The 21,094-nt window shown below is 62.6% G+C and carries 22 protein-coding genes; 13 read left to right on the top strand and 9 right to left on the bottom strand.

Features of this window, described 5'->3' with window-relative positions:
• The first annotated feature begins 10 nt into the window (after positions 1-10).
• Positions 11-1,105 carry a DNA-processing protein DprA gene (dprA, locus tag NTD80_RS26035; RefSeq protein WP_262135455.1) on the top strand — a complete coding sequence of 365 codons (1,095 nt, stop codon included), beginning with the start codon at positions 11-13 and terminating at the stop codon, positions 1,103-1,105.
• Positions 1,106-1,159: 54 nt separating this feature from the next.
• A complete protein-coding gene (locus NTD80_RS26030; RefSeq protein WP_065902720.1) occupies positions 1,160-1,717 on the top strand; it encodes an L-threonylcarbamoyladenylate synthase in 558 nt (185 codons plus the stop codon).
• Between the two features lie 67 nt (positions 1,718-1,784).
• Here NTD80_RS26030 and NTD80_RS26025 read toward each other — a convergent pair whose 3' ends face one another.
• A complete protein-coding gene (locus NTD80_RS26025; RefSeq protein ID WP_065902722.1) occupies positions 1,785-2,762 on the bottom strand; it encodes an NADPH:quinone reductase in 978 nt (325 codons plus the stop codon).
• Positions 2,763-2,922: 160 nt separating this feature from the next.
• Here NTD80_RS26025 and hemF point away from each other — a divergent pair, with 160 nt between their 5' ends.
• Positions 2,923-3,855 (top strand): oxygen-dependent coproporphyrinogen oxidase, encoded by a 933-nt coding sequence (hemF, locus tag NTD80_RS26020; RefSeq protein WP_065902724.1) that lies wholly within the window; start codon positions 2,923-2,925, stop codon positions 3,853-3,855.
• Positions 3,855-4,673: a shikimate dehydrogenase gene (aroE, locus tag NTD80_RS26015; RefSeq protein WP_262135454.1), complete on the top strand. Its 819-nt coding sequence runs from the start codon at positions 3,855-3,857 to the stop codon at positions 4,671-4,673. The genes hemF and aroE overlap by 1 nt, the downstream gene beginning before the upstream one ends.
• A gap of 126 nt (positions 4,674-4,799) precedes the next feature.
• Here the strand turns inward: aroE and NTD80_RS26010 are convergent, their stop codons facing one another.
• The 3 genes from NTD80_RS26010 to betC form a co-directional block, all read right to left on the bottom strand.
• Complete coding sequence (locus NTD80_RS26010) at positions 4,800-6,368, bottom strand: SulP family inorganic anion transporter (protein ID WP_120447310.1); 1,569 nt, start codon at positions 6,366-6,368, stop codon at positions 4,800-4,802.
• 133 nt (positions 6,369-6,501) lie between these two features.
• A complete protein-coding gene (gene choX, locus NTD80_RS26005) occupies positions 6,502-7,416 on the bottom strand; it encodes a choline ABC transporter substrate-binding protein (protein ID WP_262135453.1) in 915 nt (304 codons plus the stop codon).
• 16 nt (positions 7,417-7,432) lie between these two features.
• Positions 7,433-8,947, bottom strand: a complete 1,515-nt coding sequence (gene betC / locus NTD80_RS26000) for a choline-sulfatase (RefSeq protein WP_262135452.1) — start codon at positions 8,945-8,947, stop codon at positions 7,433-7,435.
• A gap of 103 nt (positions 8,948-9,050) precedes the next feature.
• On the opposite strand from betC, the gene NTD80_RS25995 reads away from it, so the two are divergent.
• The 6 genes from NTD80_RS25995 to NTD80_RS25970 all read left to right on the top strand — a co-directional run bounded on the left by NTD80_RS25995 (position 9,051) and on the right by NTD80_RS25970 (position 14,790).
• Entirely contained in the window at positions 9,051-10,001 is a 951-nt protein-coding gene (locus tag NTD80_RS25995) for a choline sulfate utilization transcriptional regulator (protein ID WP_120447313.1), read from the top strand.
• Between the two features lie 31 nt (positions 10,002-10,032).
• Positions 10,033-10,359 (top strand): DOPA 4,5-dioxygenase family protein, encoded by a 327-nt coding sequence (locus tag NTD80_RS25990; protein WP_065902730.1) that lies wholly within the window; start codon positions 10,033-10,035, stop codon positions 10,357-10,359.
• A 176-nt stretch (positions 10,360-10,535) separates the two neighbouring features.
• Entirely contained in the window at positions 10,536-11,501 is a 966-nt protein-coding gene (locus tag NTD80_RS25985) for a 2-dehydro-3-deoxygalactonokinase (protein WP_262135451.1), read from the top strand.
• Between the two features lies 1 nt (position 11,502).
• A complete protein-coding gene (locus NTD80_RS25980) occupies positions 11,503-12,123 on the top strand; it encodes a 2-dehydro-3-deoxy-6-phosphogalactonate aldolase (RefSeq protein WP_120447315.1) in 621 nt (206 codons plus the stop codon).
• A gap of 48 nt (positions 12,124-12,171) precedes the next feature.
• Positions 12,172-13,320, top strand: a complete 1,149-nt coding sequence (gene dgoD / locus NTD80_RS25975) for a galactonate dehydratase (RefSeq protein ID WP_003187297.1) — start codon at positions 12,172-12,174, stop codon at positions 13,318-13,320.
• A 159-nt stretch (positions 13,321-13,479) separates the two neighbouring features.
• Positions 13,480-14,790, top strand: coding sequence for an MFS transporter (locus tag NTD80_RS25970; RefSeq protein WP_262135450.1), 1,311 nt, complete (start codon positions 13,480-13,482; stop codon positions 14,788-14,790).
• A 382-nt stretch (positions 14,791-15,172) separates the two neighbouring features.
• On the opposite strand, the gene NTD80_RS25965 is transcribed toward NTD80_RS25970, so the two are convergent.
• The 3 genes from NTD80_RS25965 to trpB form a co-directional block, all read right to left on the bottom strand.
• On the bottom strand, positions 15,173-15,613 hold the full coding sequence (locus tag NTD80_RS25965; RefSeq protein ID WP_065902741.1) for an anti-virulence regulator CigR family protein: 441 nt from the start codon (positions 15,611-15,613) through the stop codon (positions 15,173-15,175).
• 139 nt (positions 15,614-15,752) lie between these two features.
• On the bottom strand, positions 15,753-16,562 hold the full coding sequence (gene trpA, locus NTD80_RS25960; RefSeq protein ID WP_262135449.1) for a tryptophan synthase subunit alpha: 810 nt from the start codon (positions 16,560-16,562) through the stop codon (positions 15,753-15,755).
• Complete coding sequence (gene trpB, locus NTD80_RS25955; protein ID WP_262135448.1) at positions 16,563-17,804, bottom strand: tryptophan synthase subunit beta; 1,242 nt, start codon at positions 17,802-17,804, stop codon at positions 16,563-16,565.
• Between the two features lie 110 nt (positions 17,805-17,914).
• Between trpB and NTD80_RS25950 the strand changes: the two genes are divergently transcribed.
• Positions 17,915-18,811 (top strand): LysR family transcriptional regulator, encoded by an 897-nt coding sequence (locus NTD80_RS25950; protein ID WP_262135447.1) that lies wholly within the window; start codon positions 17,915-17,917, stop codon positions 18,809-18,811.
• Here the strand turns inward: NTD80_RS25950 and NTD80_RS25945 are convergent.
• Entirely contained in the window at positions 18,808-19,134 is a 327-nt protein-coding gene (locus tag NTD80_RS25945) for a YqjD family protein (RefSeq protein ID WP_003233664.1), read from the bottom strand. The genes NTD80_RS25950 and NTD80_RS25945 overlap by 4 nt on opposite strands.
• Before the next feature lie 154 nt (positions 19,135-19,288).
• On the opposite strand from NTD80_RS25945, the gene NTD80_RS25940 reads away from it, so the two are divergent.
• Both NTD80_RS25940 and NTD80_RS25935 read left to right on the top strand, forming a co-directional pair.
• A complete protein-coding gene (locus tag NTD80_RS25940) occupies positions 19,289-19,504 on the top strand; it encodes a dodecin (RefSeq protein WP_003187305.1) in 216 nt (71 codons plus the stop codon).
• A 114-nt stretch (positions 19,505-19,618) separates the two neighbouring features.
• The gene (locus tag NTD80_RS25935; protein ID WP_025854355.1) at positions 19,619-19,846 is read left to right on the top strand and encodes a DUF1161 domain-containing protein; all 228 of its coding nucleotides are present in this window, start codon (positions 19,619-19,621) and stop codon (positions 19,844-19,846) included.
• Between the two features lie 151 nt (positions 19,847-19,997).
• Here the strand turns inward: NTD80_RS25935 and NTD80_RS25930 are convergent, their stop codons facing one another.
• Complete coding sequence (locus NTD80_RS25930; protein ID WP_065902748.1) at positions 19,998-20,999, bottom strand: LLM class flavin-dependent oxidoreductase; 1,002 nt, start codon at positions 20,997-20,999, stop codon at positions 19,998-20,000.
• Positions 21,000-21,094 lie beyond the last annotated feature (95 nt).

Below are 21,094 nucleotides of genomic sequence, written 5' to 3'. Positions count from 1 at the left end.
GGATGATCAGATGTATCCGATAAACAGCAGTGAAATATCCCCTTCAGAACTGGAAGCCCGACTACGCTTGCACAGGCTGCCGGAGGTGGGCCCGAAGCGTTTTCGCTTATTAATGGAAGCATTCGGCTCGGCCTCAAAGGCCATCAGCGCGCCGGCCAGTGCCTGGCGTTCCCTGGGTTTGCCAGCCATCAGCGCCGAGGCTCGGCGCAGTCATGAGATCCGCGACGGTGCCAGCCGGGCATTGGGCTGGCTTCAGCACCCGGCCCAGCATTTGCTGATGTGGGACCAGCCGGACTACCCCGCCTTGCTTGCCCAGATCGACGATGCGCCGCCGCTTTTATTCGTCGCAGGCGACCCCGGGATCCTGGAAAAACCACAGCTGGCGATGGTCGGCAGTCGCCGTGCATCACGCCCAGGCATGGACACCGCCGCTGCCTTTTCCCGCAGCCTGGCAAGCGCCGGTTTTGTCATCACCAGTGGCCTGGCGTTGGGCATTGACGGTGCGGCTCATCAAGCGGCATTGGATGTCGGCGGCCAGACCATCGGCGTGCTCGGCACGGGCCTGGAAAATTTTTATCCACAGCGCCACAGACGCCTGGCAGAAGCGATGATTGCCCACGGCAGCGCAGTGGTTTCCGAGTTTGCGCTGGACGCCGCGCCCCATGCGGCCAACTTTCCACGACGCAACCGAATCATCAGCGGCCTGTCCCTGGGCGTGCTGGTGGTGGAAGCCAGCATCGCCAGTGGCTCGTTGATTACGGCGAAACTGGCGGCTGAACAGGGGCGTGAGGTGTATGCGATTCCGGGCTCTATCCATCATCCCGGCGCCAAGGGCTGCCACCAGTTGATCCGCGACGGCGCGGTACTGGTGGAAACCATCGAGCACATTCTGGAAGGGTTGCGCGGCTGGCAGGCGTTGTCTCGTCCGGTGCCGATACCGGTGGTGCATCCGTTGGTGGCGCTGCTGCACGCGGCGCCTCACACCAGTGAGGGATTGGCGATTGCCAGCGGGCGCCCGCTGTCCCAGGTGTTGGCGACCTTGACGGAGCTGGAGCTGGAAGGCCAGGTGATCTGCGAAAGCGGGCGCTGGCTTGCGCGCTGCTAGGTTTTGTAACGAAGATCGGTAAACTGCGCAGAGCTTTAGTCCGGAGAGTGAGCAATGGTCAACAGGTGGCGTGTGCTGGAAACCGCACGAGAAATTCGCGCAGGCGCGGTGATCGCCTACCCAACCGAGGCGGTGTGGGGCTTGGGCTGCGATCCGTGGAATGAAGAGGCAGTCGACCGTCTGCTCGCGATCAAGAACCGCTCGGTAGACAAGGGCCTGATCCTGGTGGCGGACAACATTCGCCAGTTCGATTTTCTCTTCGAAGACTTCCCGCAGGACTGGATCGACCGCATGGCCAGCACCTGGCCGGGGCCGAACACCTGGCTGGTGCCCCACCAGGATCTGTTGCCGGAATGGGTGACCGGGATGCACGACACCGTCGCGTTGCGCGTCACCGACCATCCGCTGGTGCGGGACCTGTGTTCGCTGGTCGGGCCGTTGATTTCGACGTCGGCCAATCCTCAAGGCCGTCCTGCCGCGCGCACGCGAATTCGCGTGGAGCAGTACTTCCGCGGCCAGGTGGACCTGGTATTGGGCGGCGCCCTGGGTGGGCGCAAGAACCCGAGCCTGATTCGAAACCTGGCAACCGGTGAGGTGGTGCGGCCGTCCTGAGGGCGCATCGTGCCCATCGCCGGCAGGCCCGCTTTAGCCGGCTTGCTGGCGATGGCACCCTCAAGCCTTACGGCAACAGAATGGTCGACCCGGTGGTGCGACGCCCCGACAGCTCCGTCTGCGCCTTGGCCGCATCCGCCAGCGCAAACCGCTGATTGATATCAATGCGCACCTTGCCGCTCTTGATCATCGAAAACAGGTCGTCAGCCATGGCCTGCAAGTCTTTCGGGTTGCTGGCGTAGGTCGCCAGGGTCGGGCGGGTCACGTACAGCGAGCCCTTGGCTGCCAGAATCCCCAGGTTCACCCCGTCCACCGCGCCTGACGCGTTACCGAAGCTCACCACCAGGCCGCGTGGTGCCACGCTGTCCAAAGAGGTCAGCCAAGTGTCCTTGCCGACGCCGTCGTACACCACCGGGACCTTTTTGCCGTCGGTCAATTCCAGAACGCGCTGTGCGACGTTTTCCTTGCTGTAGTCGATGGTTTCCCAGGCTCCGAGGGATTTGGCCAGCGCAGCTTTTTCCGGCGAGCTGACCGTACCGATCAGCTTGACGCCCAGCGCCTTGGCCCATTGGCAGGCCAGGGAGCCCACGCCACCGGCAGCGGCGTGGAACAGGATGGTCTCGCCGCCCTTGAGCTCATACGTCTGGCGCAGCAGGTATTGCACGGTCAGGCCCTTGAGCATGGCGCCGGCGGCTTGTTCGAAGCTGATGTCGTCCGGCAGGTGCACCAGGTTGGCGGCGGGCAACACGTGCAATTCGCTGTAGGCGCCCAGCGGGCCGCTGCCATAGGCCACGCGGTCGCCGACCTTGAACTGGCTGACCTCGCTGCCGACCGCATCGACCACGCCAGCGCCTTCCGCGCCGAGCCCCGATGGCAAGGCCGGCGGCGCGTAGAGCCCACTGCGAAAATAGGTGTCGATGAAGTTCAGGCCAATGGCCTCGTTACGCACGCGAACCTGCTGCGGGCCCGGCTCTGCCGGCGTGTAGTCCACATACTCAAGCACTTCGGGGCCGCCATGGGCGCTGAACTGGATACGTTTGGCCATCTGCACTTCTCCTGAGGTCTATTTCGCGTAGCCCACTATCCCACTCCTAAGCTTGATCTTCGTCAACTGCGGCGACACAGGGTGCAGTGGTATCCTGTGCGCCCATTTGCCGCCGACGCCCAATGGCCTCGCGTAGCTTTGCCCGATTCAAGGTGATGCCATGACTACCCGCACCGAGGCTGTAAAGGCCTACCTGCTTGACCTGCAAGACCGCATTTGCAGCGCCCTGGAAACCTTCGAGACGGACACTCGCTTCATCGAAGACGCCTGGACCCGGCCTGCCGGCGGCGGGGGGCGCACCCGTGTGATCGAAAACGGGTCGGTGATCGAAAAAGGCGGCGTTAACTTTTCCCACGTGTTCGGTAGCGGCCTCCCACCGTCCGCCAGTGCGCATCGTCCCGAGCTGGCCGGTCGCGGGTTTGAAGCCCTGGGCGTGTCGCTGGTGATCCACCCGCACAACCCGCATGTGCCGACTTCCCACGCCAACGTGCGTTTTTTCATCGCTGAAAAAGACGGCGAAGAGCCGGTGTGGTGGTTCGGTGGCGGCTTCGACCTCACGCCCTACTACGGCAACGAAGAAGACTGCATCCACTGGCACCGTGTGGCCGAGCAGGCCTGTGCGCCGTTCGGTGCAGAGGTCTACTCGCGTTATAAGGCCTGGTGCGACAGCTACTTCCACATCAAGCATCGCAACGAGCCCCGGGGTATCGGCGGGCTGTTCTTCGATGACCTGAACGAGTGGGACTTCGACACCTGCTTCGCCTTCATCCGTGCGATCGGCGACGCCTACATCGACGCTTATCTGCCCATCGTGCAGCGCCGCAAAGCCATGGCTTACACCGAGCAGCAGCGCGAATTCCAGGAGTTTCGCCGCGGCCGCTACGTTGAGTTCAACCTGGTCTACGACCGCGGCACCCTGTTCGGACTGCAGTCGGGCGGGCGTACCGAGTCGATCCTGATGTCGCTGCCGCCGCAAGTGCGCTGGAGCTACGACTGGAAAGCCGCAGCCGGCAGCGAAGAAGCACGCCTCACTGACTACTTCCTGCAAGACCGCGACTGGCTTGGCGTGGCTGCGCCCAAGGCGGCCGTCTGATGGATCGTTATGTGGTATTCGGCAACCCTATCGGCCACAGCAAGTCGCCGCTGATTCACCGGATGTTCGCCGAGCAGACCGGCGAGCACCTGGACTACAGCACCCTGCTGGCGCCGCTGGAGGATTTTACCGGCTGCGCCCGTGAGTTTTTTCAGCAGGGCCGTGGTGCCAACGTCACCGTGCCGTTCAAGGAAGACGCCTACCGCCTGGCCAATACCTTGACCGAACGCGCCCAACGCGCCGGTGCTGTGAACACCCTGAGCAAACTGGCCGACGGCACCTTGCTCGGCGATAACACCGACGGCGCTGGCCTGGTACGCGACCTGACGGTCAACGCCGGGTTAGGCCTGCAAGGCAAACGCATTCTGTTGCTGGGTGCCGGTGGTGCGGTGCGCGGCGCGCTGGAGCCGTTGCTGGCCGAGCGGCCCGCTTCATTGATCATCGCCAACCGCACGGTGGAAAAAGCCGAATTGCTCGCCGAGTTGTTCGACGATCTGGGCCCGGTGTCCGCCAGTGGTTTCGATTGGCTGCGTGAGCCGGTGGACGTGATCATCAACGCCACGTCCGCCAGCCTGTCAGGCGATGTACCGCCGATTGCCGGCAGCCTGATCGAACCGGGCAAGACGTTCTGCTACGACATGATGTACGCCAAGGAACCGACCGCGTTTTGTCGCTGGGCTACCGAGCAAGGTGCCTCCGTGGCGATGGATGGCCTGGGCATGCTGGTGGAACAGGCCGCGGAAGCGTTCTTCCTGTGGCGCGGCGTGCGCCCGGAGTCGGCCCCGGTTTTAGCTGAACTGCGGCGGCAGCTGGCCTGAAGCTATCTGATGTGGGCATGGCCAATATGGGAGCTGGCTTGCCTGCGATAGCGGCAGGTCAGCCACTCACCTGGCACTGATACACCGCAATCGCAGGCAAGCCAGCTCCCACAGGTTTAACCGCGTTCAGTCTTCGAAATGGATGGGGCATTTATCCGCCCCTTCCAGCTTTTTCAACTCTTCCACCACCTGCGGCCGCGCCCGGCGCAACGTCAGGCTACGCCCCAACCCCCGCAACCGCCGCGCCTCCTGGTGCAGCATCTCGACGCCGGAATAGTCGATAAAATTGATCTGCTGCGCCTCGATCACCACCCGCTCGCCCGAAAGGCTTTGCAGGCGCACTTGCAGGTAATGGCTGGCGCCGAAAAAGATCGAGCCGCCCACGCGCAACACATCTTCATCACCGTCGCGCCACTGCTGGACCCTCGGTTGCGACGTGCGCTTGAGGTAGAAAAACAGCGAGGCCAGCACCCCCGCGTAAATCGCCGTTTGCAGCTCCAGCAACAACGTGGCGACGCAGGTCAGGCTCATCACCACAAACTCGGCGCGGCTGACCCGGAACAATGCGCGAATGCCGCGTTGGTCAACCAGGCCCCAGCAAATCAGCAAGATGCTGGCGGCCATGCTCGGGATCGGAATATGCGCGATCAGCGCCGCACCAAACAGTGCGAAGAGCGCCACCCAGAGGGCAGAAAACACCCCGGCCAAGGGTGAGCAGGCACCGGCCTCGTAGCTGAGGCCGGAGCGGGTAAAGGAACCGGCTGACAGATAGCCAGAGAAAAATCCGCCAACAATATTGGATAAACCCTGCGCGCGAACTTCCTGGTTCGCATCGAGCAATTGCTGAGAACGCGCTGATAGCGAGCGGGCAATCGACAGGCTGGTCACCAGCCCCAGCATGCCCACCGCAACGGCGCTGGGCAGCAGGCGCAGGATCATGTCCAGGTCCATCGGCAACGGGCTGAACGGTGGCAGCTTGCCGGTAAACGAACTGACCAGCGCCACATGCCCGAACATCGCCGGCCATACCCAGGCGGCCAGGCTGCCAAGGGCCAGCGCGATCAGCAGTGTCGGCCAGCGCGGCACCAGCACTTTGAGCAACGCACCCACCAGCAACGTGCCTAAACCGAGGCCCAAGGAAGCGTGGTCCCACTCGCCGCCATGGTCGATCAGCGCCAGCAGGCTGTTGATCGCTGTGGCCTGGCTGGGCAAATCCAGCCCGAGCAGATTAGGCAATTGCCCCAGGGCAATCACCACGGCGGCGCCGAGGGTGAAACCCAACACCACCGAATGCGAGACGAAATTCACCAGCGCGCCGAAGCGCAACATGCCCAGCAGCCACTGGAACACCCCGGCGAGGAAGGTCAGCAGCAGGATCAAGGTGATGTAGTCCTGTGATCCGGGCACGGCCAACGGGCTGACGCTGGCGTAGAGCACGATGGAAATGGCCGCCGTGGGGCCGCAGATCAGGTGCCAGGACGAGCCCCAGAGGCAGGCGATCAGCACCGGGATGATGGCGGCGTACAGGCCGTATTCGGGTGGGAGACCGGCGATCAGCGCGTAGGCAATCGACTGCGGCAAGGCGAGCACGGCACCGCTGAGGCCGACCATCGCGTCGCGGCCGACACTGGCGCGGGTCTGGCGCGGGAGCCAGGCGAGGAAGGGGAAGAGTGATTGGCGGGTGGGCCGGGGCATCGGGCTGCTCGAAATACTGTAGGAGCTGGCGGGCCAGCGAAGGTGGGTAACGATAACGCGGGTTGTCTGAAAAAACGCGGCGTTTTCGAGTGCTTCGCCGGCAAGCCGGCTCCTACAGGGGGTGGTGTTGCCTTCAGAGTTTGGCTTTTACGGCGGCCAGCGCATCCTGGCCATCCACGGTTTTCACGCCGTCCAGCCACTTGTCCAAGACCGCCGGGTTAGCCTTGATCCACGCCTTCGCCGCATCGGCATTGCTGACCTTGTTGTTGGCCACCTGCGCCATGATCGCGTTCTCCATGTCCTGGGTGAAACTCAGGTTGGTCAGCAGTTTTCCGACATTCGGGCAGGCTTGTGCATAACCCTTGCGGGTCAAGGTGTACACGCTGCCGGTATCACCGAAGTACTTTTCGCCACCCTTGAGGTAATGCATTTTCAGCTGCACGTTCATCGGGTGCGGCGTCCACCCGAGGAAGGTCACGAACTTCTGTTTCTTCACTGCCCGCGACACCTCGGCAAGCATCGCCTGTTCGCTGGACTCCACCAGTTTCCACTGGCCAAGGTCGAAGTCATTTTTCTTGATGATCTCCTGCAGCGAGATATTCGCTGGCGCGCCGGAGCCGATGCCGTAGATCTTCTTGTCGAACTTGTCGGCAAATTTGTTCAAGTCGGCGAAGTCATGTACCCCGGCGTCCCACACATAGTCCGGTACGGCGAGGGTGAACTCGGTGCCGCCGAGGTTTTTCGCCAGTTGCACCACATCGCCATTGGCCACGAACTTGTCGTAGAAACCCTGTTGCGCCGGCATCCAGTTGCCCAGGAACACATCCACCTGGCCATCCTTGAGCCCGCCAAAGGTGATCGGCACCGCCAGGGTGTCGACCTTGGCCTTGTAGCCCATGCCGCTCAACAGGAAACCGGTGATGGCATTGGTCGCGGCAATGTCGCTCCAGCCTGGATCGGCCATCTTCACCGTCTCACAACCGGTGTCGGCGTACACGTTGGCGCAGCTCAACGCCAGCATGCCCAGCACCACAGTCAATTTTTGCATGGCCTTCCCTCTGTATTTATTGGTTTTGGCAGGGTTGTGGATAACGTGCCTTGCGCTCCAGGTCGTCGAGGTCGATATGGTTGCGCATGTATTGCTGACTGGCGTCGACCAGTGGCTGGTGATCCCAGCTCTTCAGCTTGCCTTGGGTCAGCGCCTCAAACACCAGGCGACGACGGCGTTGGCTGGCGAGCACCTGCTGGTGGATCGCCGGGATGTCCCATTTGGCCCGCGCTTCACGCAAAAACGCCTCGAACCGTGGCCGGTGTTCCGGTGCCTGGCTGAGGTCCTCCCGCTCGTGCGGGTCGTTATGTACATCAAACAACAGGCAAGGATCGTCCTCACTGTAGATGAACTTGTAGGCGCCACGGCGGATCATCATCAGCGGGCTGATGGTGCCTTCGGCCATGTATTCGCCGAACACTTCGTCATGCCCGCCCTGCCCCAGCAAGTGTGGGAGCAGCGAGCGGCCATCCAGCGGCAGGCGTGGGTCCAGCTCGCCGCCGGCCAGCTCCACCAGGGTCGGCAACAGGTCGGCAGTGGAAACGGCGTGGGTCACGCGGCCCGCGGCAAACTGCCCCGGCGCACTGACCAGCAGCGGCACGCGCGCAGCCATTTCAAACCAGTGCATTTTGTACCAGAGGCCGCGCTCGCCAAGCATGTCGCCGTGGTCGCCGGAGAAGATGATGATCGTGTCATCGGCCAGGCCGGTGTCTTCCAGGGTTTGCAGGAGCTTGCCGACATTGCTGTCGATATAGCTGCACGCGCCGAAGTAGGCGCGGCGGGCATCGCGGATCTTGGCCAGCGGCAGCGGCTTGTCCCACAGGTCGTAGACCTTAAGCAGGCGTTGCGAATGCGGGTCGAGGTCGCCTTGCGCGGGTGTTGCAGGCAAAGGGATGTCGGCATCGTCGTACAGGTCCCAGAACGGCTTGGGAATGGTGTACGGGTCGTGGGGGTGGGTCATCGACACGGTCAGGCAGAACGGCTGGTCGCCGTCTTCGCGGATATGGTCGAACAGGTATTGCTGGGCCTTGAACACCACCTCTTCGTCGAAATCCAGCTGATTGGTGCGCACACAAGGGCCGGCTTGCAGCACCGAGGACATGTTGTGGTACCAGCTGGGGCGTACGTCCGGCTCATCCCAATTGACTGCCCAACCGTAGTCGGCCGGGTAGATATCGCTGGTCAGGCGTTCTTCATAGCCATGCAACTGATCGGGGCCACAGAAATGCATCTTGCCCGACAGCGCCGTGCGATAACCGAGACGACGCAGGTAGTGGGCATAAGTCGGGACATCGGCGGGGAAATCCGCTGCGTTGTCGTAGGCGCCGATCTTGCTCGGCAACTGGCCGCTGACCAGGGTAAATCGCGACGGCGCGCACAGCGGGCTGTTGCAATAAGCGGCGTCGAACACCACACCCTGCGCGGCGAGGCGGCTCAGGTTGGGCAACTTGATCAGGGAAGGTCCGTAGAACGGAAGCAGCGGCGCGGCCATTTGATCGGCCATGATGAAAAGAATGTTCTTGCGCTTCATGGGTCTTCGGCATTCCATAGGCGGTGTTTATGCGAATGAGCATGCAGCCCATGGAAAATGGGGTAAAGCCCATGAAAAGCAATGTCTAGGATAAGCACAGCTTATGTATGAAGCCCTCGGTGACCTGTCCCTCGACCTGTTGCGCGCCTTCGAAGCCGCCGCGCGCCACCGCAGCTTTACGGCTGCCGCTATGGAGCTGGGCACCACCCAGCCCGCGATCAGCCAGCAGATCAAGCGCCTGGAAGAACAGCTGGCGATCCGCCTGTTCGATCGCATCTACCGTGGCATCGAGCTGACCGACGCCGGTGCCCTGCTGTTCGAGCATGTGCAAGGCGGCTTGCAAAGCATTAATCATGGCCTCAGCGCGATTACGCAGCAGGACCAGCATGAAGTGCTGCAAGTGGCCACCGACTTCGCCTTCGCCGCCTATTGGCTGATGCCGCGCCTGCATCGCTTCCACCAGGCCAACCCTCAGGTCGACGTGAGCCTGGTGACCAGCGAGCGCAACCACGCGACCCTGCGCAGCGATATCGACGTCGCTGTGCTCTTCGGTGATGGCCGGTTCAAACAGGGCGACAGCCTGTGGCTGTTCAACGAGGAAGTATTCCCGGTCTGCAGCCCGCAGTGGCTCAAGGACCAGGCCGTGCCGCTGACCGTTCAGAATTTGCAGGATTTCCCCTTGCTGCACCTGCGCCAGGAAAACAACAGCCAATGGTTCGACTGGAGTGGTGTGTTTCGCGAACTGGGCATCAGCACCGCGCCCACCCCGGGGCAACTGCGCTTCGACAACTACACCCTGCTGATCCAGGCGGCGATCGCCGGCCAGGGCGTGGCCATCGGCTGGCGCCACCTGGTGGATAACCTGCTGGAACAGAACTGGCTGTGCCGGCCAATCGGCGACACCGTGATCTCGCGCTTCGGCTATTACGTGGTGCAACCCCAGCGCAAGCGGCGTGGGCAACTGGTCGAGCGTTTTGTCGACTGGCTGGTGGCGGAACAGGCCAGCAGCGCGCAGTCGCTGACCGGGCTGGCCCTGCCATCGATTGCGGTCTAGGATTTGGCGCACAGTGGATCCGGAGTCCGACATGCAACGTATCAAGGGCTACCACGCCCACATCTACTTTGACGCCAGCACCATCGACCAGGCGCGGGCCTTGTGCGAGGACGGTGCCAGGCTGTTTCCGCTGCGCATGGGCCGCGTGCATGAACGGCCCGTCGGCCCGCACCCGGACTGGAGTTGCCAACTGGCGTTCGACGCCGAATACATCGGCGTGGTGTTGCCGTGGCTGGCGCTCAACCGCAATGGCCTGGTGGTGTTCCTGCACCCCGATACCGGCGATGACCTGAAAGATCACACCGACTACGCGATCTGGATGGGGGCGATGCGCGAATTGGACCTGTCTATTTTCTGACCTGCGCCCTGATGCAGGATCCGGCCTGCCGGCGATGGCGCCTCAAGAACGCTATCGCCGCCAGGCCGGTTCTTTTGTACGCTCTCTCCCTATATATGGGATGTGTATTTATATATTGAGACTTGCGTACGCCTGGGTTTATATTCGCTGCATCCGCTCAGAACTCAGGTGAAGCGATGCAGGCGCAATTGATCGCGCTCGATTGGGGGACCAGCTCCCTTCGTGCTTACAAACTCGGCCCGGCGGGTGTGGTGCTGGAACAGCGCGCGCTGGCGTCCGGCATCATGCACTTGCCCAGCGAGCCCCGGGATATTGCCGGTGTGCGCTGCAGCGATGGCTTCGAGTTGGCGTTCGATGCGGCGTGCGGCGACTGGCTCGACGCCGAGCCAGGCTTGCCGGTGATCGCCTGCGGCATGGTCGGCAGCGCCCAGGGCTGGAGCGAAGCGGCTTATCGCAATACCCCCGTGGACGTCGCGAGCCTCGGCAAGGCTTTGCACACCGTGCGCAGCCTGCGCGGCGTGGTGGTGCACATCGTGCCGGGAGTGATCGAGCAGGTCGGCTTGCCCAACGTGATGCGCGGCGAAGAAACCCAGGTGCTGGGCGTGCTGCAAAGCCTGCCGAGCACCGCTGAAGTCTTGATCGGCCTGCCGGGCAGCCATTCCAAATGGGTCGAGGTGGTCGACGGTTGCATCACTCACTTCGACACCTTCATGACCGGCGAGCTGTTCGCGGTACTGAGCAAGCACAGCATTCTCGGGCGTACGCAAAAGGTCGCCGAGCAGTTTCAGGCCGACGCGTTTGATCGCGGCGTGCAGGTGGCGCTCTCCCGGGACGGCCAGCGTGGCGTGCTGTCGACGCTGTTCAGCGCACGCGCGCTGGGCCTCACTGCCGAACTCGCCCCGGAGCAACAACCCGATTACTTGTCTGGCCTGCTGATCGGCCATGAACTCGCCGGCTTGCCTGGCCACGCCAAGCAAACGCCGATCATCCTGGTCGGTGCTGGCGCCCTCTGCGCCCGCTACCAACGCGCCCTCGCCTTGTGCGGTTTCGCCCACGTCAGCCTGGCGCAGGAAGCGACCGAGCGTGGCCTGTGGCAATTGGCCGTGGCGGCCGGGCTCACTCAACCTGCAACGGAGGCCTGACATGCTCAAGCAAGCACTCGCACAAAACGGTTTGATCGCGATTCTGCGCGGGGTACGACCGGACGAAGCCCAAGCCATCGGCCAAGTGCTGTACCAGGCGGGCTTTCGGGTGATCGAAGTCCCGCTGAACTCGCCCGACCCGTACACCAGCATCCGCACCTTGCGCGACAGCCTGCCCGCCGATTGCCTGATCGGTGCCGGCACGGTGTTGACGCCCGAGCAGGTCGAGCAGGTGCAGGCCGCCGGTGGCCAGGTGATCGTCATGCCCCACAGCGATGCCAAGGTGTTGCGCGCGGCGAAGGCCGCCGGCCTGTACCTGTCGCCCGGCGTGGCCACGCCTACCGAGGCCTTTGCCGCCTTGGCCGAAGGTGCCGACGTGTTGAAACTGTTCCCGGCCGAGCAAATGGGCCCTTCGGTGATCAAGGCATGGCTGGCGGTATTGCCGGCCGGCACGTTGCTGCTGCCGGTGGGCGGTATCACCCCGGACAACATGCAGGTGTTCATCGACGCCGGCGCCAAGGGCTTCGGGTTGGGGTCGGGATTGTTCAAACCGGGTATGACAGTGGATCAGGTAGCGAGCCGCGCCCAGGCTTATGTCGCCGCCTGGAAAGCCCTGAGCTGATATCAAGTTCCGCGCCTGCAGGCGCCGCATCTATAAGAGAGATAACAGATGAAAATCACCAAACTGACGACCTTCATCGTCCCGCCGCGCTGGTGCTTCCTCAAGGTCGAGACCGACCAGGGCGTCACCGGCTGGGGTGAACCCGTGGTCGAAGGCCGCGCCCACACCGTGGCTGCTGCGGTCGAGGAACTGTCCGACTACCTGATCGGCAAAGACCCACGCAATATCGAAGACATCTGGACCGTGCTCTATCGCGGTGGCTTCTACCGAGGCGGCGCCGTACACATGAGTGCCCTCGCCGGTATCGACCAGGCGCTGTGGGACATCAAGGGCAAGGCCCTCGGTGTGTCGGTCAGCGACCTGCTCGGTGGCCAGGTGCGTGACAAGATCCGCGTGTATTCGTGGATCGGCGGCGACCGCCCCGCCGACACCGCGCGCGCTGCCAAAGAGGCCGTGGCCCGTGGTTTTACTGCGGTGAAAATGAATGGCACCGAAGAATTGCAGTTCGTCGACAGCTTCGAGAAAGTCGACCTGGCCCTGGCCAACGTCGCGGCCGTGCGTGATGCAGTCGGCCCTAACGTCGGCATCGGCGTCGACTTCCATGGCCGGGTGCACAAGCCCATGGCCAAAGTGCTGATGAAGGAGCTGGACCCGTACAAACTGATGTTTATCGAAGAGCCGGTGCTCAGTGAAAACTATGAAGCCCTCAAGGAGCTGGCACCGTTGACCAGCACGCCCATTGCCTTGGGCGAGCGCCTGTTTTCGCGTTGGGACTTCAAGCGCGTGCTCAGCGAAGGCTACGTCGACATCATCCAGCCTGATGCTTCCCATGCCGGCGGCATCACCGAAACCCGCAAGATCGCCAATATGGCCGAAGCCTACGACGTGGCCCTGGCCCTGCACTGCCCGTTAGGTCCGATTGCCTTGGCGGCCTGCCTGCAACTGGATGCGGTTTGCTACAACGCGTTTATCCAGGAGCAAAGCCTGGGCATTCACTACAACGAGAGCAACGACCTGCTCGACTACGTGCGCGATCCGGGCGTGTTCGACTATGACCAGGGCTTCGTGAAGATCCCCAACGGGCCTGGCCTGGGCATCGAGATCAACGAGGAATACGTGGTCGAACGCGCGGCCATCGGCCACCGCTGGCGCAACCCGATCTGGCGGCATGCCGACGGCAGTTTTGCCGAGTGGTGATATTGACCTGAAGGGACCTGTTCGAATGTGGGAGCTGGCCTGCGATAGCGGTCTGCCTGTGCCAGCTGAGTCAGCGGTCGCACCGCCATCGCAGGCAAGCCAGCTCCCACATTGACCGCGTCGACCCGTCCTCAATAAACATAACAAGAGGCAACCCCCATGCACCCTGAATCCTTCACCGGGCAGGCATCTTTAGTCACGCCTACCCGAAAGCGCTTCTTCATCATGGTGCTGCTGTTTATCACCGTGGTGATCAACTATCTCGACCGCAGCAACCTGTCGATTGCCGCCCCGGCCCTGACCAGTGAACTGGGGATCGACCCGGTGCACGTCGGGCTGATCTTTTCCGCATTCGGCTGGACCTATGCCGCCATGCAGATCCCTGGCGGCTGGCTGGTCGACCGCGTGCCGCCCCGCATTCTCTACACCGCCGCCCTGCTGCTGTGGTCGATCGCAACGGTGATGCTCGGGTTCGCCGCCAGTTTCATCGCGCTGTTCGTGCTGCGCATGGCCGTCGGCGCGCTGGAGGCGCCGGCCTATCCGATCAACAGCCGTGTGGTCACCACGTGGTTTCCCGAACGCGAGCGCGCCACTGCGATTGGCGTCTATACCTCCGGGCAGTTTGTCGGGCTGGCCTTTCTCACGCCGGTCCTGGCGTGGCTGCAGCACGCGTTCGGCTGGCACATGGTGTTTGTCGCCACCGGTGGCGTCGGCATCCTGTGGGCCGTGATCTGGTACGCGGTGTACCGCGAGCCGAAGGATTTCAAAGGCGCCAACGCCGCTGAAATCGACCTGATCCGCGAAGGTGGCGGGTTGGTGGACATGCAGGCGCAAGCCACCAAGGCGCCGTTCAGTTGGGTCGACCTGGGTATCGTGCTGAGCAAGCGCAAGCTCTGGGGCATCTACCTCGGGCAGTTCTGCCTGAACTCGACGCTGTGGTTCTTCCTGACGTGGTTTCCGACGTACTTGGTGAAATATCGCGGCATGGACTTCATCAAGTCCGGCTTGCTGGCGTCGCTGCCGTTTCTGGCGGCGTTTGTCGGGGTGCTTTGCTCGGGGATATTTTCCGACTGGCTGATTCGCCGGGGGGCGTCGGTGGGTTTCGCACGCAAATTGCCGATCATCGGTGGATTGCTGATTTCCACGGCGATCATCGGCGCCAACTATGTGGACTCGGCGGCATGGGTGATTGCGTTCCTGGCGCTGGCGTTTTTCGGCAATGGCCTGGCGTCGATCACCTGGTCGCTGGTCTCGACCCTGGCGCCTGCGCGTCTGCTCGGGCTGACGGGAGGGGTGTTCAATTTCATCGGCAACCTGTCGGCGATTGCCACGCCGATCGTGATTGGCTTTTTGGCCAGCGGCGATTCGTTTGCGCCGGCGATCACCTACATCGCGGTGCTGGCGTTGCTCGGTGCGCTTTCCTACGTGCTGTTGGTGGGTAAGGTCGAGCGTATTGAACTGAATGAATAGCCTGTGGCGGATGGGCGTTTGGCGCTGATGGGGGCTTCTCTACCAGGTGAGCCTTTGTAGCAGACAGGCTCCCTGTGGCAAGCCCGCATCCTGTGGCAAACCCGCATCCTGTGGCGAGCGGGCTTGCCCCGCGTTGGGGTGCGAAGCACCCCCAAAACCTGGCGATGCGTTATTCCTGAAATACCGCAGTAGCTTCTATTGGGGCTGCTGCGCAGCCCAACGCGGGGCAAGCCCGCTCGCCACAGGATGCGGGTTTGCCACAGGAAGCGGGCTTGTTACAGGGAGCGGGCTTGCACAGGAAGAAGGCTTGTCACAGGGAGCAGGCTTGCCACAGACAGACAGACAGCCTGCTTGCCTAGCAAGCTCACCCTGCCCCTCGGTTTCAGTTGAGGACGCCGTCAAGGATCTCGTAGACGATGCCGGTACCCACCGCAATCAACACCACGTCCGGGCCGGAGCGGCGCCATTCGTAGCCTGGGTACACCGGCAGGCGCGCCAGCGCTCGGTTGTCCAGGCGTTCGCCGTAGTAGCCACGGGGCAGTGGTTGGCCGCGTACCAGGCGCACATTCGGCGGCGGTGGGGCGCCGCGCGCGAACTGACCATGGTTGTCGTGGATGATCTGCCGCACCGGGCCGAAGTCCTGGGGTGGGCCGCCGCGACGGTTGTCCTGGGGGCCGCGGTGGTCGTCGCCATGTTGCTCGTGCTGGCCTTGCGGGCCGCCACGGTCTGGGCCGCCTTGGTCGTAAGGCGCGGCCTGCGCCAGGGCACTTGCGCCGAGCATCAACACGCCGAGACCAGCGATCAAGCGTTTAGGCATTTTCATGGGGTGTTTCCTCAGTACTGCACGAACAAAAAAGGGACCTCGAACGAGGTTCGAAATCCCTTGGTCTTGTCAGTTTAGGTACTGAATCGACGGTATGATTCCTCTGTATCAGGAACTTTACCTACCGCTTACGAGCAGCTTACTTACGGGCGCTGCGGACACCTTCCGACAGTGCCGCGCAGAGGCCCAACACGCCATCAATCGCTTGCTGATCAGTTTTGGCATTCGCAATGTGATCGATCAAGGCCGACCCCACCACGACACCGTCTGCCAGGCGCGCGATGGCGGCGGCTTGTTCCGGCGTGCGGATACCAAAACCGATGCTGATCGGCAGGTCGGTATGCCGGCGCAGGCGGGTCACGGCTTCCTCGACATGCTCGAGGGTGGCCGCGCCGGCGCCGGTCACACCGGCCACCGACACGTAGTACACAAATCCAGAGCTGCCGTTGAGCACGGTAGGCAGGCGCACATCATCGGTGGTCGGCGTGGTCAGGCGGATAAAGTCGATACCCGCAGCCTGGGCCGGGTCGCACAGCTCGCCGTTATGCTCGGGCGGCATGTCGACCACGATCAGGCCGTCTACACCGGCTTGCTTGGCATCGGCGATGAACTGCGGCACACCGTATTTGTGGATCGGGTTGAAGTAACCCATCAGCACCAGCGGCGTGTCGGTGTTGTCCTTGCGGAACTCTCGGACCATCTGCAGGGTTTTCGCCAGGTTCTGCTTGGCGGTCAGTGCGCGGATGTTGGCCAGTTGGATGGCCGGGCCGTCGGCCATCGGATCGGTGAAGGGCATGCCCAACTCGATCACATCGGCGCCGGCTGCCGGCAAGCCCTTGAGGATCGCCAGCGAGGTGTCATAACCCGGGTCGCCGGCGGTAACGAAGGTCACCAGGGCCGCGCGGTTTTGTTCTTTCAGTTGCGCAAAACGTGTTTGCAGGCGGCTCATTTAGTGTTTCTCCTGCTGAGATGGCTCTTGTGAAGCCTGTTCCATGTGGTGCATCACGGTTTGCATGTCTTTGTCGCCACGGCCGGACAGGTTCACCACCATCAGGTGATCCTTGGGCAAGGTCGGGGCGCGCTTGAACACTTCAGCCAGGGCGTGGGCGCTTTCCAGTGCAGGAATAATCCCTTCCAGGCGGCAGCATTTGTGAAACGCGTCGAGGGCTTCGTCGTCGGTCACCGAGGTGTATTGGACGCGGCCGATATCATGCAACCAGGCGTGTTCCGGGCCGATGCCGGGGTAGTCCAGGCCAGCGGAAATCGAGTGGGCGTCGATGATCTGGCCGTGGTCGTCCTGCAGCAGAAAGGTGCGGTTGCCGTGCAGTACGCCGGGTACGCCGCCGTTCAGGCTGGCGGCGTGCTTGCCGGTTTCGATGCCGTGGCCGGCGGCTTCAACGCCGATGATCTCGACGCTGGTGTCATCCAGGAACGGGTGGAACAGGCCCATGGCGTTGGAACCACCGCCGATGCACGCGACCAGGCTGTCCGGCAGGCGGCCTTCCTGGGCTTGCAGCTGGGTGCGGGTTTCCTTGCCGATGACGGCCTGGAAGTCGCGCACCATCGCGGGGTACGGGTGCGGGCCGGCCACGGTGCCGATCAGGTAGAAGGTGCTGTCGACGTTGGTGACCCAGTCGCGCAGGGCTTCGTTCATCGCGTCCTTCAGGGTGCCGGTGCCGGCGACGACTGGAATCACTTCAGCGCCCAGCAGCTTCATGCGGAACACGTTGGCCTGCTGGCGTTCGATGTCGGTGGTGCCCATGTAGATCACGCACTGCAGGCCAAACCGTGCGGCAACGGTGGCAGTGGCCACGCCGTGCATGCCCGCGCCAGTTTCAGCGATGATGCGTTTCTTGCCCATGCGCCGCGCCAGCAGGATCTGGCCGATGCAGTTGTTGATCTTGTGCGCGCCGGTGTGGTTCAGCTCTTCGCGCTTGAGGTAGATCTTGGCGCCGCCGCAGAACTCGGTCAGGCGTTCGGCGAAGTACAGTGGGCTCGGGCGGCCGACGTAGTCGCGCTGGAAGTAGGCCAATTCCTCGTTGAACGCCGGATCGATCTTGGCCGCTTCGTATTCGCGGGCCAGGTCGAGAATCAACGGCATCAGGGTTTCGGCGACGTAGCGGCCGCCGAACGCGCCAAACAGGCCGTTGGCATCAGGGCCGTTGCGCAGATCGGTCTGGGACTGAGTCATGGGACGCTCCAGGTAGGAATTTGGGTAACCAGCAATGACGGCCACTCTACCCCTCACATCCCGCACTGAAAACCGATAAGATCGCATTAACCTGTCAGGAAAACTCACAGATGAGCCGAGACCTTCCGCCCCTGAATGCCTTGCGTGCGTTCGAAGCCACCGCCCGGCTCAACAGTGTCAGCCAGGCGGCCGAGCAATTGCATGTGACCCATGGTGCCGTCAGCCGCCAGTTGAAGGTGCTGGAAGAGCACCTGGGTGTCAGCCTGTTCGCCAAGGATGGGCGCGGCCTTAAACTCACAGATGCCGGCGCCCGCCTGCGTGATGCCAGCGCTGAAGCGTTCGAGCGTCTGAGAGATGTCTGTGCCGAACTTACCCAGGCCAGCGCCGACGCACCCTTCGTGCTGGGCTGCTCGGGCAGTTTGCTGGCGCGCTGGTTGATTCCGCGCCTGGGTCGTTTGAATGCCGACTTGCCGGACTTGCGCCTGCACCTGTCGGCGGGTGACGGCGACTTCGACCCCAGGCGCCCGGGCCTGGACGCTTTGCTGGTGTTTGCCGAGCCGCCATGGCCGGCGGACATGCAGGTGTATGAACTGGCCAGCGAGCGTATCGGCCCGGTGATGAGCCCGCGTTTTGCCGGTTACGAGCGCTTGCGCCAGGCGCCGCCGCAAGCGCTGTGCGCAGAAGCCTTGTTGCACACCACTTCACGCCCGCAGGCCTGGCCCAGTTGGGCGCAGCAACACGGCATCGCGCCCGGCGCGTTGAAACACGGCCAGGGGTTCGAGCATTTGTATTATTTGCTGGAGGCGGCAGTGGCAGGTCTGGGGGTGGCGATTGCGCCGGAACCGCTGGTGGCAGAGGATCTGCGCGCGGGTCGCCTGGTGGCGCCGTGGGGCTTCAGTGAAACCCCGGCGCACCTGGCGTTGTGGCTACCCAAGCGCGCCGCGGATGGGCGCGCCGGGCAACTGGCGCAGTGGCTCAAGGCTGAGCTGGCGCACCAGGACGTTTAGTCGCCGCGTTTGCACAGCAGATAAGCCGCCAGCAGGCCCAGTGCGCCAACGGCGACGCCGGCGGTAGTCCATGGGTGCTCTTGTGCGTAGTCCCGGGTCGCAACACCGGTTTCGCGGAGTTTGACTTTGCTTTCTTCGTACGCGTCGCTGATCAGGTGGCGGGAGTGCTTGAGGGCATTCTCGGCATTGCTTTTCAGGGCCTTCAGCGTTTTGCGCGACTCATCGGACGCATCGTCCTTGAGGCTCTCAAGCGACTTGAGCAGGCTCGAAATCTCGGCTTCCATGCTTTCCAGCGACGCTTTGCGTAAAGAAGTGTTGGCCATGTGGACTCTCCTGAAATGATTGAGTGGCAGGTGTAGATACCGACTGCGCCCGTTTCAGAAAGTGCAGTAAATCTGAACTTTCAGGTAGGAACGGTCGCCAGAAGCAGTACGAACATTGACTGCTACGCTCACTAGAGACCTCAGGAGAAACGCTATGTCTGATCATCACACGTACAAGAAAGTCGAACTGGTTGGCTCGTCGGCGACCAGCATTGAAGATGCGATCAACAACGCCCTGGCTGAAGCCAACAAGAGCATCAAGCACTTGGAATGGTTCGAGGTGACCGAAACCCGTGGCCACATCAAGGACGGCAAGGCCGCGCACTTCCAGGTCACCCTCAAAGTCGGGTTCCGAATCGCCAGTAGTTGATCACGTCGGTTGAACTTGCCGACTGGCCGATTGCCATAACCTGCGCTACAACCAATGGGTGCCGAGGCGAAAGCGTCGGCACGCTCTTTTCGATCAGCGCAAGGAAAGTAACGGATGAAGAAGTTCCTGTTAGCGGTAGGTTTGTTGAGCATTGCGGGCACTGCCCTGGCGGCGGGCAAGCCTTGTGAAGAGCTGAAAAGCGAAATTGCAGCGAAAATCGACGCCAAGGGCGCTTCGGGTTATTCGCTGGAAGTCGTGGACAAGGGCGCAGCGCCGAGCGATCACACAGTGGTCGGCAGCTGCGAAGCCGGTACCAAGGAAATCGCCTACAAGCGCGGGTGATCCCGTGCTTCAGATATAAAATCGACGCACTTGTGGCGAGGGAGCTTGCTCCCGCTGGAGTGCGCAGCACTGCCTTTTTCGGCGGCGCTACGCAGCCCAGCGGGAGCAAGCTCCCTGGCCACAGGTGCGTCGTTTTTTTTCGCCTGAAGTTTTAGCCCTTCATCAACTGTGCCAGCAGCTCGTAGGAATGAATCCGGTCGGCATGCTCGTACAGGTCGCAGGTAAAGATCAGCTCGTCAGCGCCGGTCTGTTCGACCAGCACCTCCAGTTTGGCGCGGATCTTCGCCGGGCTGCCGACCATGGCCAGGCCCAGGAAGCTGCCTACCGCATCTTTTTCATGCGGTAGCCACAGACCGTCCATGGTTTTCACCGGTGGGCGCTGCACCAGGCTTTGCCCGCGCATCAGCGCAAGGATGCGCTGGTATACAGAGGTGGCCAGGTAGTCCGCCTGCTCATCGGTGTCCGCCGCGACCAGTGGAATGCCGAGCATCACGTAGGGTTTGTCGAGCACGGCCGATGGCTTGAAGTGATTGCGGTACACGCGAATCGCTTCATGCATCAGGCGCGGTGCGAAATGGGAGGCGAAGGCGTAGGGCAAACCGCGCTCGCCCGCCAGCTGGGCGCTGAACAGACTGGAACCCAGCAGCCACACTGGCACATTGGTGCCGGTGCCCGGTACGGCGATCACCCGTTGGTCGGGCGTGCGTGGGCCCAGGTAGGCCATCAGCTCAGCGACGTCTTCGGGGAAGTCATCCGCGCTGCCCGAGCGCTCACGGCGCAGGGCGCGGGCCGTCATTTGGTCGGAACCGGGCGCGCGGCCCAGGCCCAGGTCAATACGGCCCGGGTAGAGACTTTCGAGGGTGCCGAACTGCTCGGCGATCACCAGCGGTGCATGGTTGGGCAGCATGACGCCGCCCGAGCCGACGCGAATCGTCGAGGTGCCGCCAGCCAGATAGCCCAGCAAGACCGAAGTGGCCGAGCTGGCGATACCGTCCATATTGTGGTGTTCCGCCACCCAGAAACGGTTGTAGCCGAACTTTTCCACGTGCTGGGCCAGGTCCAGGGAATTGCGTAACGACTGCGCCGGACTGCCGTTGGCCCGCACGGGCACGAGGTCGAGGGTCGAGAACTTTACGTCGGACAGCGATTTCATAAGCCTGCTTCTCCAATGGGGGCGCAGGCTTCATAGACGAACCAAAACCTGCCGCTTCATGTGCATGTCCTATGCAATGAGGGCATATACCCGAG

This window comes from Pseudomonas sp. 13B_2.1_Bac1 (genome assembly GCF_025466155.1).
GTDB lineage: Bacteria > Pseudomonadota > Gammaproteobacteria > Pseudomonadales > Pseudomonadaceae > Aquipseudomonas > Aquipseudomonas aylmerensis.
The sequence above is the reverse complement of the archived record's forward strand: the minus strand, read 5'-3'. Positions and strand labels throughout refer to the sequence as shown.

Excerpts from the sequence above, each read along its gene's own strand:
- dprA (WP_262135455.1), top strand. The coding sequence starts at position 11 with ATGTATCCGATAAACAGCAGTGAAATATCCCCTTCAGAACTGGAAGCC.
- NTD80_RS26030 (WP_065902720.1), top strand. The coding sequence starts at position 1,160 with ATGGTCAACAGGTGGCGTGTGCTGGAAACCGCACGAGAAATTCGCGCA.
- NTD80_RS26025 (WP_065902722.1), bottom strand. The coding sequence starts at position 2,762 with ATGGCCAAACGTATCCAGTTCAGCGCCCATGGCGGCCCCGAAGTGCTT.
- hemF (WP_065902724.1), top strand. The coding sequence starts at position 2,923 with ATGACTACCCGCACCGAGGCTGTAAAGGCCTACCTGCTTGACCTGCAA.
- aroE (WP_262135454.1), top strand. The coding sequence starts at position 3,855 with ATGGATCGTTATGTGGTATTCGGCAACCCTATCGGCCACAGCAAGTCG.
- NTD80_RS26010 (WP_120447310.1), bottom strand. The coding sequence starts at position 6,368 with ATGCCCCGGCCCACCCGCCAATCACTCTTCCCCTTCCTCGCCTGGCTC.
- choX (WP_262135453.1), bottom strand. The coding sequence starts at position 7,416 with ATGCAAAAATTGACTGTGGTGCTGGGCATGCTGGCGTTGAGCTGCGCC.
- betC (WP_262135452.1), bottom strand. The coding sequence starts at position 8,947 with ATGAAGCGCAAGAACATTCTTTTCATCATGGCCGATCAAATGGCCGCG.
- NTD80_RS25995 (WP_120447313.1), top strand. The coding sequence starts at position 9,051 with ATGTATGAAGCCCTCGGTGACCTGTCCCTCGACCTGTTGCGCGCCTTC.
- NTD80_RS25990 (WP_065902730.1), top strand. The coding sequence starts at position 10,033 with ATGCAACGTATCAAGGGCTACCACGCCCACATCTACTTTGACGCCAGC.
- NTD80_RS25985 (WP_262135451.1), top strand. The coding sequence starts at position 10,536 with ATGCAGGCGCAATTGATCGCGCTCGATTGGGGGACCAGCTCCCTTCGT.
- NTD80_RS25980 (WP_120447315.1), top strand. The coding sequence starts at position 11,503 with ATGCTCAAGCAAGCACTCGCACAAAACGGTTTGATCGCGATTCTGCGC.
- dgoD (WP_003187297.1), top strand. The coding sequence starts at position 12,172 with ATGAAAATCACCAAACTGACGACCTTCATCGTCCCGCCGCGCTGGTGC.
- NTD80_RS25970 (WP_262135450.1), top strand. The coding sequence starts at position 13,480 with ATGCACCCTGAATCCTTCACCGGGCAGGCATCTTTAGTCACGCCTACC.
- NTD80_RS25965 (WP_065902741.1), bottom strand. The coding sequence starts at position 15,613 with ATGAAAATGCCTAAACGCTTGATCGCTGGTCTCGGCGTGTTGATGCTC.
- trpA (WP_262135449.1), bottom strand. The coding sequence starts at position 16,562 with ATGAGCCGCCTGCAAACACGTTTTGCGCAACTGAAAGAACAAAACCGC.
- trpB (WP_262135448.1), bottom strand. The coding sequence starts at position 17,804 with ATGACTCAGTCCCAGACCGATCTGCGCAACGGCCCTGATGCCAACGGC.
- NTD80_RS25950 (WP_262135447.1), top strand. The coding sequence starts at position 17,915 with ATGAGCCGAGACCTTCCGCCCCTGAATGCCTTGCGTGCGTTCGAAGCC.
- NTD80_RS25945 (WP_003233664.1), bottom strand. The coding sequence starts at position 19,134 with ATGGCCAACACTTCTTTACGCAAAGCGTCGCTGGAAAGCATGGAAGCC.
- NTD80_RS25940 (WP_003187305.1), top strand. The coding sequence starts at position 19,289 with ATGTCTGATCATCACACGTACAAGAAAGTCGAACTGGTTGGCTCGTCG.
- NTD80_RS25935 (WP_025854355.1), top strand. The coding sequence starts at position 19,619 with ATGAAGAAGTTCCTGTTAGCGGTAGGTTTGTTGAGCATTGCGGGCACT.
- NTD80_RS25930 (WP_065902748.1), bottom strand. The coding sequence starts at position 20,999 with ATGAAATCGCTGTCCGACGTAAAGTTCTCGACCCTCGACCTCGTGCCC.